Consider the following 13,054-nt stretch of genomic DNA (forward strand, 5'->3'; position numbering starts at 1 on the left):
GTTCCGTGCAAGTACCGGGCTTTGATGATTATGGCCATCTCACCCCGCCATGCCGCCTCGTATCCGCTTCCTGTTCGTCAGGCCAGCGTTTTGCCTTAGGCTGCCTTTAGATTCCACCTCACGGTGGACACCCTTGCCGTCGGCTAGCACTTCCCCTTGCCGGGCGTGCAGGGGACTTTCACCCCCAAGTCATCCTGAGGCACCACCCTCAGGAATAGCGCCCGTCAAGGCGCTGCGCGCCATGCCTGGCGCACCATAAAAAAAGCCGGAAATTAATCCGGCTTCGGTGATCAGCTTTTGGTCTCAATGGGAGCAAAGCGCCTGAGTTAGCCTAGATAGGCTTTCAGCGCCTCGGCTGCGTCATGATGCCATTTAGCATTCAAGCTCCAGAATTCCAGAACTTCGCTATCGCGTGCAGGGGATGTTGTTGAACAAGTCATAGTGTGGTCCTCCTAGTGGGACTACACTTCCATTATAGCGCTTTTTTGTTGCAGTGCAGCATAATTATTGTGAGACGTTATTGACTAGGGGTGAGTCCATGAGTAGCTGGGCACTACCTTGCCAAGCTGTAGAGTAAGCGATCACTTCACTAATGCCCTGAGTTAAATTGATCTAAGATGGGTAAAACAATTTAATCAGTATCTTAGGGGTTATATGCGACTGCGAATCTTGTCTGATCTACACCTGGAGTTTTTTGATGGCTACCGCGAGCTGCCGGAGGTGGACGCTGATGTGGTTATTCTAGCCGGGGATATTCATCGCAAGAGCGAGGGGCTGGCTTGGGCCCGTCACCGTTTTCCGAATACACCGATTATCTATGTGCCTGGCAATCACGAATTCTACGATACCTGCATGCCGCTGTTACGCGATGAGTTGGCGCTCGAAGCCGAACGGCTCGACATTGAGCTTCTGGACAATCGTGCCGTCACCCTTAATGGCGTACGCTTTTACGGCACTACGCTATGGACTGACTTTGCGCTTTACGCTGGAGATCCGACCCAAAACCCTGCCGAGACTGAGTCTAAGGCACTGCGTTATATGCCCGACTACCGCATCGTGCAAACCGCTCCAGGGCGTGTTTTCACCCCCGACGCAAGCCGACAACTACATGCCGAGGCGCTTGACTGGTTAGAAAGTGAGTTGGCTAAACCCTTTGATGGGCCCAAAGTAGTGGTGAGCCACCATGCCCCGCTGCATGACTGTATTCCCGGCCAATACCTGGGCGATGTGCTTTCCCCTGCGTTTGCTTCCAACCTGCCTCACTTAATGGGCAAGATGGATGTGTGGGTGCATGGGCATGTTCATGAGCCAGTCGATATGTTGCGTAACGGCACCCGCGTTATCGCCAACCCCGGCGGTTATCCTTATGAATTCACTCCTAAGTTATTTAAGCCGGAGTGTGTGATTGAGGTTTAAAGCCTCAATTTTTCAAAAGCTTAGCCATAAGTCTAGGCTGCTTATCTTTATATGACCCGTCTAGTCGCTACTGCTACTTTGGTTTAAATTCCGTTGGTTCTACTTGCGCCACGTACCGTTGGTATTTATTGTCTGGTTGTATGATGTATGACATAAGCTGTTGGCCAGCTGATGATACCTACTCACTTCAAAGCCAACACATTTTAAAAGAGGGCGTAAAGTGACGTTTTCAAGAGAAGCTGTAACCAATGCCATCGGCGATGGCCTACTGTCGTTCCCCATCACGGACTTCGATAGCCAGGGCCGTTTTGATGAAGCGAGCTACCGTAAGCGGCTTGAGTGGTTCATCAGCCACGAGATATCGGCGGTTTTTGTTGCGGGCGGTACCGGGGAGTTTTTTAGCCTATCACTAGACGAGTACCGTGAAATTGTTCGTGTGGCGGTCGAGGTGATTGACGGGCGTCTACCGGTGATTGCCAGCGCAGGCTTAAGTGTTGAAACAGGCAAAGCCTTTGCAAAAGCGGCAGAAGAAGCGGGCGCCGATGGCATTTTGCTGATGCCGCCGTACCTCACCGAGTGCCCCCAGGATGGCTTGGTGGAATATGCGCGTCAGATTTGTGATGCCACTGCCATCAACGTGATTTATTACAACCGCGGCAACGGCATTCTGAACGCCTCATCGGTTCAGCAGCTCGCCGACCACTGCCCTAATTTGATTGGGCTGAAAGATGGCAAAGGCGATATTCAGGCGTTAAACAAAATCGTCAAAACCGTCGGTGACCGTTTGGTGTATATCGGCGGTGTGCCTACGGCTGAAATTTTTGCCGAGGCCTATGTCTCCATTGGCGTGAATACCTACTCATCAGCGGTGTTCAATTTCGTGCCCGAAATGGCGGTGAAATTTTACAAGGAGTTGCGCAAAGGTAATAAAGACGTTGTGAAACAGATCACCAATGACTTTTTTATTCCTTTCGTGGATCTCAGGGATCGAAAAGCGGGCTATGCCGTTAGCCTGATCAAAGCAGGCGCAGACATCATTGGTCGTCCTGCGGGCAATGTGCGTGCGCCACTTGTAATGCCAACCCAGGAGGAGTGCCAGGAGCTTAAAAAGCTGATTGATAGCGTTAAGGAGTGATAAGCCACTTATCACTAAATGACTGACTCATTAAATCGCTAACTCATTAAACCACTGAGCTATAACAATTTTACAATGAGCAAAAGAGGTGAAAGTATGATCGTTTCCAATAAGTTAATGACAAGTGTAGGCACAGCAGCGCTGATGGCAGCATTGAGCGTCAGCTCTGGCGTGGCAATGGCCCAGGATGGCCCGTTGCGCGGCAATGTCCGCGTAGTTATCGGCTCAACGTCCACCGGCGGCGATACGTATCAAAACTCAAACATTGTTGTTGACCAGTTGGCTGAAAAGCTGGACCTCAACATGAAAGTAGATGCGGTTGGTGCCAGCTCTGCCTTCCGTACCCTTGACCGTGATTCTCGCGGCAACACGCTAATGATCTTCCACGATCAAGCCTATCTTGGCTACCTGTATGGTGTCGAAGGCTACGACAATATTTTTGAGAAATATACCGTCGGGCCGACTGTCGCCATCAATCCAGGCAATGCCTATCTGGTGCCGAAAGATTCGCCCTACGAAACCCTTGACGACATCATTGCTGCCGTAGGCGATGGCGAGACCGTGCGGGTCGCGATCCAGCCGGGCGGCGTCTCGGAGATTGGCTTCAGTGCCCTGAAGAATGCTATCTCCATTGAGCATCCTGGGCAGGAAGATAACCTGGTCGCTGTTAACACTGGCTCTCAATCCGACAAAAACCAGCAACTTTTTGACGGTCAAGCCGATGTGATTAATGGCACTGTACAGGCTAACGAGCAGTACACCCGTTTACCTGAAGATGACCAAAAAGCGATGCGTTTTGTCTGGTTGACGGCGCGTCAAGATACTATTGAGCAGGCCCCAGAAGAGGGACTCGGTCAAACATCTCGCGAGCAACTGCTGCAGTATGTAGAACCGAACGTGCATGTCACCATGGGTGACGATGAGAGCTTCACTTTCGATAAGGAATTCTTCTTTCTTTACAACAAAGACATGGATCCGGCGATTGTTGAGCAAATCGATGAAGCGCTAGCGGATATCTATGAGGAAGGTGAAATCCAGGAGATTCAGAAGGACGCCTTCTTTATCCCCAACTTCAAGCCTTCTGATGAAGCCTCGGAGTATCTCGCCGATAAAATGGCTCGCTACGAAGAAATCATCAGCAACATCAAGTAAAGGGTATGGCAGCCGCTGCGTGAGCGGCGGGTGCCTCACCTATGCGTGAACCACTATAGAACCGCTATAGAAAGAACAATGGTAAGCAGGATACCCTGCTGCTTATGCCCGGAGCCATTATGGAATCAGGTCTGTCAAGTCTGCTCAGTGTCTCGATCGATTTCGGGACCTCCCACCTGTTCTTCCCGAGGATTATCCATTGGATCATGGCGATTCTATTTGCCTTGATTTTGGTATTGAAGGTAATTCCTTTTATGGCCGCAGTGAAGCGGGGAGAACGCACAATGCCCATCATTGGTGAGGCCAGGGATAATTTCCGTTTTTTCGGTACTCTCATCCTGATCGCGGCGTATTTTTATTTAATGGCTGTGGTGGGTGACATGTTCCCCTACACAGGCTATGGCTTCCTGATGGTTTCGATCGCTTTCGTATTCCTTATGTCACTGCTCTATTTGCATGACTGGACGAAAAAAGCCCTTACCATCTTGGTGGTCAATGCCATCGTCGCACCTAGTCTGGCCTGGTTTGTTCTCGCCAAGCTGTTCACTATCACCTTACCGTGACCGGAGCGAGTGCCACCATGGAATTCCTCTCACTTCTCGACATAACCTTCTTTTTACTTGCCGGGTTCGGTGCCCTAGTGGGTATCATCTTTGGCGCTATTCCCGGCATGACCGCCACCATGGCGGTGGCTGTTTGTCTGCCGTTAACCTACGCCCTTGGGTTGCACCACGGCCTAGCGTTGTTGCTTGGTCTTTATGTGGGGGGGATTTCCGGCGGGATGGTGCCAGCGGTGCTGCTGAATATTCCCGGCACGCCGTCTTCTATCACTACCACCTTTGATGGCTACCCCATGGCCCAAAAAGGCGAGGGGGAGAAGGCGTTAAAAATCTGCGTCATCGCTTCAGTGATCGGTGGGCTTATCAGCGCCGCTATACTTTTCTTTTTTGCCCCTATGCTGGCCGATTTCTCGATCAAGTTCTCCTACGTGGAGAAGTTTCTGATCATCTTGCTGGCATTGAGTGTCATTGCCTCACTGTCCAGCAGCATGCTGATCGGCCTTTTTAGTGGTGTCATTGGCATCTGGCTGAGCCTAATTGGTAACTACAGTACCTCGGATGGCGGCAATGGCAAGACTCGGCTGATGTTCGACTTCATGGAACCCTACTTATTTGAAGGGTTTGCCCTGTTGCCGGTACTGATTGGCATTTTCGGTATTTCCACAATTCTGCTTGAGGCCGAAAAGGGTGTTAAGAATGACTTGGCCAACGAACGCATCAAAATTAGCAAGGGTAGCGGTTTTACGTTTTCGATCTTTAACGGACGCCTGACTAACCTAGTGCGTTCATCCTTTATCGGCACCTTTGTTGGCATGCTGCCCGGGGTTGGCGGTAGCGCTGCCTCGGTGTTGGCGTATACCCAAGAGAAAAACTTAACGCGGGATTCATCGCAAATGGGTAAAGGGGCGCCCCAAGGGCTTATTGCCTCTGAGTCGGCCAACAATGCATTGACCGGCGGTGCATTGATCCCCTTGCTATCGCTGGGTATTCCCGGTGACTCAACGACGGCTGTGCTGATTGGCGCATTCACGCTGCAGGGCATTCAGGTCGGTCCGCTATTTATTCCCGAGAATACTGAGACCTGGTACATCATGATGACGGCGCTGGTGTTCGCCAATATCGTGATGTTCTTCTTAATGTTTTATGCCATTAAGTACATCGCCAAAGTGGTGATGGTGCCTAAGCATATTCTCTTTCCGCTCATTGTGATGATGTGTGTGGTGGGTGCTTATGCCATCAACTACGGGATCATGTTTGACGTCTGGACGCTGCTTATTTTCGGCATCTTAGGTTACCTGGTGCAGAAAGTTGGCCTAGAAGTGGCCCCGCTTATCATTGGTTTCATCTTGGGAAGCCAGGCCGAGATCTACTTCGTCAAGAGCCTGGAGTCGTTCGGTACTTACTCAATCTTCTTCACCAAGAGCCCCATTGCCATGGTGTTGTGGGGGTTGATTATTGCCTCGGTAATGTTCGCGATTGTCATGAGTGTTAAGTCCCGCGCTAGGCAAAAAATGGAGCTGACCCAAGTGACGGGCAGTACACACACAGCCTCAGGAAAGCGTCATGACAAAGACAACGACTAATACGCGTGTGATCCGTGTGCATCCCAACGATAACGTCGCCATCGTGGTCGAGCAGGGCGGTCTCGCTGAAGGCACCGCCATTGTGGGATGCATCACCACCACAATGGCTGTCCCGCAAGGCCACAAGGTGGCGCTAGCGGACATTGCTGAAGGCGACCAGGTTGTTCGTTATGGCGAGGTCATCGGCCAAGCGTTGGCGAGCATTTCGCGCGGTAGCCACGTGAACGAGACGAATGTACGGCTTCCAACAGCGCCAGCGCTGGACGAGTTACCCCTGGCCACGCGTGAGATACCCGCGATGGAGGTCCTGGAAGGGTACACCTTTGAAGGTTTTCGTAATCCGGATGGCAGCGTAGGTACTAAGAACGTGCTGGGTATCACAACGAGTGTTCAGTGTGTCGCCGGTACTGTCGACTTCGTTGTGAAGCGGATTAAAAACGAACTGCTGCCGCGCTTCCCCAACGTGGACGATGTTGTGGGGCTTAATCACTCCTATGGCTGCGGGGTCGCCATTAATGCACCGGCGGCGATTGTACCGATTCGCACGCTTAAAAATATCGCCCTGAATCCTAACTTCGGCAACGAAATAATGGTGATCGGTTTGGGCTGCGAAAAACTGCAACCCTCGACACTGCTTGCCGACCGACCGGTGAGAATTTACGAAAACACCGAGGCGGCCGACCCTGAAGCCAACGTGCTGAGTCTTCAAGATGAATCCTTTCAGGGCTTCGGCGAGATGGTTGAGGGCATTTTGGCCATGGCGGAACGCCACCTTGAGCGGCTCAATCGCCGTCAGCGTGAAACCTGCCCAGCGTCGGAGCTAGTGGTCGGTATGCAGTGTGGCGGCAGCGATGCCTTTTCGGGGGTGACGGCTAACCCGGCGGTGGGCTTTGCGACTGATTTGATCGTAAGGGCGGGTGGAAGCGTGATGTTCTCTGAGGTCACCGAAGTCCGTGATGCTATCCACCTGCTGACGCCCAGGGCGATCGATGAGCAAGTGGGTAGAGCGTTGATTGAGCAAATGGCTTGGTACGACGACTATCTATCTCAAGGACAGGCAGATCGCAGTGCCAACCCCTCGCCAGGCAACAAGAAAGGCGGACTCAGCAACGTGGTCGAGAAGGCGCTGGGGTCAGTGATTAAATCAGGCAACGCGCCAATCGTCGATGTCATTGGCCCCGGTGAACGGCTGCGCCGTAAAGGGCTAACCTTCGCTGCCACCCCGGCTAGCGACTTTATCTGTGGCACGCTTCAGTTAGCCGCAGGTATGAACTTACAGGTGTTCACAACGGGGCGTGGCACTCCTTATGGCCTGGCCATGGTGCCGGTGCTGAAGGTTTCCTCTAACTCCACGTTGGGCAACCGTTGGCATGACATTATCGACCTGGATGCGGGCCGCATTGCTACTGGCGATGCCAGTATCGAAGAGGTGGGCTGGGAGCTTTTTCACCTGATTCTCGACGTAGCAAGCGGACGTCAACAGGCTGCCGCTGATCGGTTGGGTATCCACAATGACTTGGTGCTGTTTAATCCTGCGCCGGTGACTTGATCTTTAAAATAATTTCTCAAGTTAGATGATTAATATAAGAGGTAGACACGCTATGTTCCCGAAAATTAAATCAATGAAAGTGGTGCCTGTCGCTGGCTACGACGGCTTTTTGCTGAATCTTAGCGGCGGCCATGCACCCTGGTTTATCCGCTGTGTGGTCATCCTTGAAGACGATGCCGGTAATCAAGGCGTCGGTGAGATTCCTTCCAGTGGCGGTATTCTTAAAGGGCTGGAGCAGTGCCGTGCGTTAGTAGAAGGCTCGCAGATCAATAATATTAAGCACACGCTTAATCAGGTTCGCCTGCGATTAGCGCAGAACGGGCGCGAAGAGCGGGGCCGGCAGACATTTGATCTGCGCGTAGCGGTCCATGTCATCACGGGAATTGAGTCCGCACTATTAGACCTCTATGGTCAGGCGCTACAGCTGCCCGTGGCTGACCTGCTGGGGCAATATGGCCGTCAGCGTGATGAAGTCGAGGCCTTGGGCTACCTGTTTTTACTGGGCGACCCGGGCAAGACAGACCTGCCGTACCCTAAAGCGCATAACCCGCAAGATGCCTGGGACGAAATACGCTACCAGGAAGCACTAACACCCGATGCTGTGGCTAATTTAGCCAAAGCTGCCTATGAGCGTTATGGGTTTAAAGACTTCAAGCTAAAAGGCGGTGTATTACGTGGCGAAGAGGAGGCCGATTGCATTCGCGCGCTGCATGAAGCATTCCCAGAGGCACGCTTAACGCTTGACCCCAATGGTGCCTGGACGCTCGATGAAGCGGTGCGCGTACTAGAGCCGATCAAGCACCTGCTTAGCTATGCCGAAGACCCCTGTGGCCAGGAAGAGAGCTACTCTGGGCGCGAGACCATGGCCGAGTTTAAGAAGCGCACCGGCCTGCCTACGGCGACCAATATGATCGCGACAGATTTTAAACAGCTGCAGTACGCCGTTCAGCTTAATTCTGTTGATATACCTTTGGCAGACTGCCATTTCTGGACCATGCAAGGCGCTGTCAAAGTCGGTGAGCTTTGCAATGAGTGGGGCATGACCTGGGGCTCTCACAGTAATAACCATTTCGATATTTCGCTTGCCATGATGACCCACGTGGCGGCGGCTTGTCCGGGTGAGATTACGGCGATTGATACCCACTGGATTTGGCAAGACGGGCAGCGTATCACTAAAGATCCTTTGCTCATCCGCGATGGCAAGCTCAAGGTGCCCACCACGCCAGGGCTGGGCGTTGAGTTGGACGAAGACAAGCTTATGGAGGCGCACAATCTTTATAAGTCGCTTGATACCACGCAGCGCAATGACGCCATGGCGATGCAATTTTTAATTCCTGGATGGGAGTTTGATCCGAAAAAGCCCGCTTTGGTCCGCTGATTATTTATTGGTTCATCTGCTTATTCTATTGGCAGGAGGTGCTTAACCCTCTCTATTGAAAATCTGCCTGCTATTAGCACATATATTGCTGTTGGTAGGCAGAGCAATTAATACTAGGCGCACGAGCTAAAACTATAAACTTTAGTCTTTAGTCCTGAATTCATATCTGCACGTAGAGACTGCTACTTTGGTTTAAATTTCGATAGTTCTGCTTGCGCTATTCCCCGCTGATACTTACCTTCTAGTTGTATGATGTATTACAAAAATTATTGACCAGTTGATTATGTTTGCTCACTCAATGGTCAGCGCATTCACAAAGAGGGCGCAATGTGACATTTTCAAGAGAAGCTGTAACCAATGCCATCGGCGATGGCCTACTGTCGTTCCCCATCACGGACTTCGATAGCCAGGGCCGTTTTGATGAAGCGAGCTACCGTAAGCGGCTTGAGTGGTTCATCAGCCACGAGATATCGGCGGTTTTTGTTGCGGGCGGTACCGGGGAGTTTTTTAGCCTATCACTAGACGAGTACCGTGAAATTGTTCGTGTGGCGGTCGAGGTGATTGACGGGCGTCTACCGGTGATTGCCAGCGCAGGCTTAAGTGTTGAAACAGGCAAAGCCTTTGCAAAAGCGGCAGAAGAAGCGGGCGCCGATGGCATTTTGCTGATGCCGCCGTACCTCACCGAGTGCCCCCAGGATGGCTTGGTGGAATATGCGCGTCAGATTTGTGATGCCACTGCCATCAACGTGATTTATTACAACCGCGGCAACGGCATTCTGAACGCCTCATCGGTTCAGCAGCTCGCCGACCACTGCCCTAATTTGATTGGGCTGAAAGATGGCAAAGGCGATATTCAGGCGTTAAACAAAATCGTCAAAACCGTCGGTGACCGTTTGGTGTATATCGGCGGTGTGCCTACGGCTGAAATTTTTGCCGAGGCCTATGTCTCCATTGGCGTGAATACCTACTCATCAGCGGTGTTCAATTTCGTGCCCGAAATGGCGGTGAAATTTTACAAGGAGTTGCGCAAAGGTAATAAAGACGTTGTGAAACAGATCACCAATGACTTTTTTATTCCTTTCGTGGATCTCAGGGATCGAAAAGCGGGCTATGCCGTTAGCCTGATCAAAGCAGGCGCAGACATCATTGGTCGTCCTGCGGGCAATGTGCGTGCGCCACTTGTAATGCCAACCCAGGAGGAGTGCCAGAAGCTTAAAAAGCTTATCGATGTAGCAAAAAAACACTAAGCCAGTATCCGCTATAAAAACAAATATTAGTAAAAAATATCAATAATAAGAGGATGTTAGAAATGCGCACAAACAATAACTGCATGAGCGCCAGCCCTACGAATAATAGCGCTATCAATACTCGTATTTTAAAATTACCTACCTTAAAAAACCGCACTTTAAAGATTCTAGCGCCTACAGCAAGCCTGATGGCACTTATGGCTCTTGCGCTACCTGCCCAGGCGGAAGATTGGCGCGGGTGGAACATTCATCCGGAAGGTTACCCTAATACCGTGGCGCTAGAAGAGTTTGCCGATGCCGTGGCGGAGCAAACGGAAGGGCGCGTTAACCCGCGCGTTTATAACAACGCCGTGCTGGGTGATCAGTCAGATGCTATTGAGCAAACCCGCAACGGAGCGCTGGATTTTGCCAACTTTAATATGGGGCCGATGGGTCCTATTGTCCCAGAAACCAACGTGTTCTCGTTGCCTTTTTTGTTTAACGATATCGAACATATGCACACGGTCATGGATGGTGAAATTGGTGAACGCTTCGCCGATGCGCTTGAGGATAAAGGGTTAGTGGTTCTGTCGTGGTTCGACTCAGGCGCACGCAGCATCTATAACACCAAGCGCCCTATTCATACCCCTGAAGATGTTGAAGGCTTAAAGATTCGGGTAATGAACAACGATCTTTATGTCGACATGATTGCTGCCATGGGCGGTAACGCCACGCCAATGTCCTATGGTGAGGTTTATCAAAGCTTAACCACTGGCGTGCTTGATGGTGCTGAGAATAACTATCCCTCTTTTGAGACGAGCAACCACTACGAAGCAACGGGTTACTACTCGTTAACCGAGCACCTGATTATTCCCGAGTGTTTGTGCGTGGCTAAATCTAGCTGGGAAGAACTCTCACAAGAAGATCAGGAAATCATCCGTGAGGTAGGTGAAAAAGCCTCAGAGCGCCAACGTGAGCTATGGGTGGAAAGCTCTGAAGAAAGTCGCCAAATCGTTCTCGACCATGGTGTAGAGATTAACGAAGTAGACAGTAAAGCGGCTTTCCAAGAGCTTATGGAACCCATGTACGAAGAGTTTATTGCTAATAACCCTGGTACGGGTGAGCTGATCGAGGAAATTCGCGCCACCGAGTGATCTTATCGTCCACACGCTTACGGCAGTTAGCGAGTTGTTTCTTCCTGGCTGCCGGAAGTTGAAAAGGAAATGTGCCGTGAGTGTTGAACTTGAATCGCAGCTCGATAAGCAAGAACCGGAAGAAAGCGGCCCACTGAATCGAATCTTAGACGGTGTTGCCAGTTTATGTATTCTGGTTGCGGGTGTCCTGTTAGTTACCCTTATTTTAATATTTGGATGGTTAGTTTTTGGCCGTTATGTGCTTAATAATACGCCGACCTGGGTTGAACAAGCCTCATTAGTGCTGGTGGTTTATATCACTTGTTTGGGCGCAGCGGCAGGCGTAAGGCACCATACCCATCTGAATATTGACTTTATACGCGAGAGCTTTACCGGCCCTTTGCGTAGCTTAATGTACCATCTTGCTGATCTTTTTATTTTAGCGTTTGGCGGCTTTATGGCCTTCCAAGGCTGGACCTTAGTGATGACCAACTTGGAACGTGCTATTCCCATGATAGGGCTGTCAGAAAGTTGGCGTGCGGCTCCCCTGGTGATATGCGGCGTGTTGATCATGCTGTTTGCCGCGGCGGATATAACGCAGCGCTTAATGTCTCGAAAAGAGAAGAGGTTATAAACAATGGGTCTTATCATTCTTTTCGGGATCTTTTTTCTGGGTCTGCTAGTTGGCGCGCCGGTTGCTTTTGCCGTTGGCTTGGCTGCCGTTGTGACCTTTCTTTATGAAGGCTTGCCGCTGTTTGTGGCCTTTCAACGCATTCTCTCCGGTATTTCCGTTTTTTCATTACTGGCGATTCCGTTCTTTATCTTTGCCGGTGAGCTGATGATGCACGGGGGGATTTCCACTCGCCTCGTACGCTTGGCCTCGGCCATGGTGGGGAAGGTGCGCGGTGGTTTAGGGATGGTGAATATCAGTTCTTCCATGCTGTTTGGCGGCATCTCTGGCTCGGCCGTGGCGGATACCTCGGCGTTAGGCTCTATTCTAATTCCGGTGATGAAAGAGAAAGGCTACGATGCCGACTATGCGGTGAACGTGACTGTCACCTCGTCGGTGGCCGGCGTGGTGATTCCGCCTAGCCATAATATGATTCTGTATGCGGTAGCGGCAGGCGGGGGTATCTCGGTTACCCAACTGTTTATCGCCGGTATTGTTCCCGGTATTTTGATGTGCCTTAGCCTAGCCGTAGCGGCCTACGTGGTGGCGGTGAAGCGTGGTTATAAGGGTGAAGCGTTTCCGGGGTGGAATGCGCTGATTATCAGCTTTTTTGCATCACTGCCCGGTTTAATGACCGCCGTTATCATTGTCGGTGGGGTACTCTCAGGTATTTTAACCGTCACTGAATCCGGCGCCTTTGGCGCTATCTACGCCATTATTGTTACGGGGTTAGTGTATCGGGAATTGACCTGGGCGTCGTTTAAAGCAGCCGTTGTGCAGTCGGTAAAAACGACCTCGTTAGTCATGATCTTAGTTGGGTGTGCATCGGCCTTCTCTTACCTGCTGGCACTCTATAATGTCCCGGAAATGCTGACCACCGGGTTAATGGCTATTTCCGATAAGCCGGTGGTTATCTTTCTTATGCTTAATGTCATCTTGTTGATATTAGGCATGATTATGGACATGGCGGCATTAATTCTTATTTGTACGCCTATTTTCCTGCCGGTTGCCATGCAGTTCGGCATGGACCCAATTCAGTTCGGCATTATTTTAATGATGAACCTGGGGCTTGGCTTATGTACCCCTCCGGTAGGTGCGTGCCTATTTGTTGGCTGTGTCATCGGCAAAATAAAAATTGAGGAGGCGGTGCGCACTATTTGGCCGTTCTTCTTAGCGTTGTTTGCGGCTTTGATGCTGGTGACTTATGTGCCTGCTATCTCACTGACGCTGCCCCGCTTTTTCCAATAAGACC

The 13,054-nt window shown here is 51.1% G+C and carries 11 protein-coding genes; all 11 read left to right on the top strand.

Translation table 11 applies throughout. From position 1 onward, the window contains the following. Positions 1-654 precede the first annotated feature (654 nt). The 11 genes from RZA33_RS05675 (at position 655) to RZA33_RS05725 (ending at position 13,050) form a co-directional block, all read left to right on the top strand. Positions 655-1,416: a metallophosphoesterase gene (locus RZA33_RS05675; RefSeq protein WP_317506884.1), complete on the top strand. Its 762-nt coding sequence runs from the start codon at positions 655-657 to the stop codon at positions 1,414-1,416. Positions 1,417-1,636: 220 nt separating this feature from the next. Then, positions 1,637-2,551, top strand: a complete 915-nt coding sequence (gene kdgD, locus RZA33_RS05680; RefSeq protein WP_317506885.1) for a 5-dehydro-4-deoxyglucarate dehydratase — start codon at positions 1,637-1,639, stop codon at positions 2,549-2,551. Positions 2,552-2,647: 96 nt separating this feature from the next. After that, positions 2,648-3,703, top strand: coding sequence for an ABC transporter substrate-binding protein (locus RZA33_RS05685; protein WP_317506886.1), 1,056 nt, complete (start codon positions 2,648-2,650; stop codon positions 3,701-3,703). Positions 3,704-3,822: 119 nt separating this feature from the next. Then, a complete protein-coding gene (locus tag RZA33_RS05690; RefSeq protein ID WP_317506887.1) occupies positions 3,823-4,266 on the top strand; it encodes a tripartite tricarboxylate transporter TctB family protein in 444 nt (147 codons plus the stop codon). 17 nt (positions 4,267-4,283) lie between these two features. Beyond that, on the top strand, positions 4,284-5,846 hold the full coding sequence (locus RZA33_RS05695) for a tripartite tricarboxylate transporter permease (protein WP_317506888.1): 1,563 nt from the start codon (positions 4,284-4,286) through the stop codon (positions 5,844-5,846). Then, positions 5,827-7,395, top strand: a complete 1,569-nt coding sequence (gene garD, locus RZA33_RS05700) for a galactarate dehydratase (protein ID WP_317506889.1) — start codon at positions 5,827-5,829, stop codon at positions 7,393-7,395. The genes RZA33_RS05695 and garD overlap by 20 nt, the downstream gene beginning before the upstream one ends. Positions 7,396-7,447: 52 nt before the next feature. Further along, the gene (locus tag RZA33_RS05705) at positions 7,448-8,773 is read left to right on the top strand and encodes an enolase C-terminal domain-like protein (RefSeq protein WP_317506890.1); all 1,326 of its coding nucleotides are present in this window, start codon (positions 7,448-7,450) and stop codon (positions 8,771-8,773) included. Positions 8,774-9,102: 329 nt separating this feature from the next. Further along, on the top strand, positions 9,103-10,020 hold the full coding sequence (gene kdgD, locus RZA33_RS05710; protein WP_317506891.1) for a 5-dehydro-4-deoxyglucarate dehydratase: 918 nt from the start codon (positions 9,103-9,105) through the stop codon (positions 10,018-10,020). Positions 10,021-10,208: 188 nt separating this feature from the next. Continuing rightward, positions 10,209-11,153 carry a TRAP transporter substrate-binding protein gene (locus RZA33_RS05715; RefSeq protein WP_317506892.1) on the top strand — a complete coding sequence of 315 codons (945 nt, stop codon included), beginning with the start codon at positions 10,209-10,211 and terminating at the stop codon, positions 11,151-11,153. Between the two features lie 76 nt (positions 11,154-11,229). Next, a complete protein-coding gene (locus RZA33_RS05720) occupies positions 11,230-11,766 on the top strand; it encodes a TRAP transporter small permease (RefSeq protein ID WP_317506893.1) in 537 nt (178 codons plus the stop codon). Positions 11,767-11,769: 3 nt separating this feature from the next. Continuing rightward, on the top strand, positions 11,770-13,050 hold the full coding sequence (locus RZA33_RS05725) for a TRAP transporter large permease (protein ID WP_317506894.1): 1,281 nt from the start codon (positions 11,770-11,772) through the stop codon (positions 13,048-13,050). The last annotated feature ends 4 nt before the right edge of the window (positions 13,051-13,054 follow it).

It is taken from the genome of Halovibrio sp. HP20-59, assembly GCF_033052795.2.
Lineage (GTDB): Bacteria > Pseudomonadota > Gammaproteobacteria > Pseudomonadales > Halomonadaceae > Vreelandella.

Excerpts from the sequence above, each read along its gene's own strand:
- RZA33_RS05675 (WP_317506884.1), top strand. The coding sequence starts at position 655 with ATGCGACTGCGAATCTTGTCTGATCTACACCTGGAGTTTTTTGATGGC.
- RZA33_RS05685 (WP_317506886.1), top strand. The coding sequence starts at position 2,648 with ATGATCGTTTCCAATAAGTTAATGACAAGTGTAGGCACAGCAGCGCTG.
- RZA33_RS05690 (WP_317506887.1), top strand. The coding sequence starts at position 3,823 with ATGGAATCAGGTCTGTCAAGTCTGCTCAGTGTCTCGATCGATTTCGGG.
- RZA33_RS05695 (WP_317506888.1), top strand. The coding sequence starts at position 4,284 with ATGGAATTCCTCTCACTTCTCGACATAACCTTCTTTTTACTTGCCGGG.
- garD (WP_317506889.1), top strand. The coding sequence starts at position 5,827 with ATGACAAAGACAACGACTAATACGCGTGTGATCCGTGTGCATCCCAAC.
- RZA33_RS05705 (WP_317506890.1), top strand. The coding sequence starts at position 7,448 with ATGTTCCCGAAAATTAAATCAATGAAAGTGGTGCCTGTCGCTGGCTAC.
- RZA33_RS05715 (WP_317506892.1), top strand. The coding sequence starts at position 10,209 with ATGGCACTTATGGCTCTTGCGCTACCTGCCCAGGCGGAAGATTGGCGC.
- RZA33_RS05725 (WP_317506894.1), top strand. The coding sequence starts at position 11,770 with ATGGGTCTTATCATTCTTTTCGGGATCTTTTTTCTGGGTCTGCTAGTT.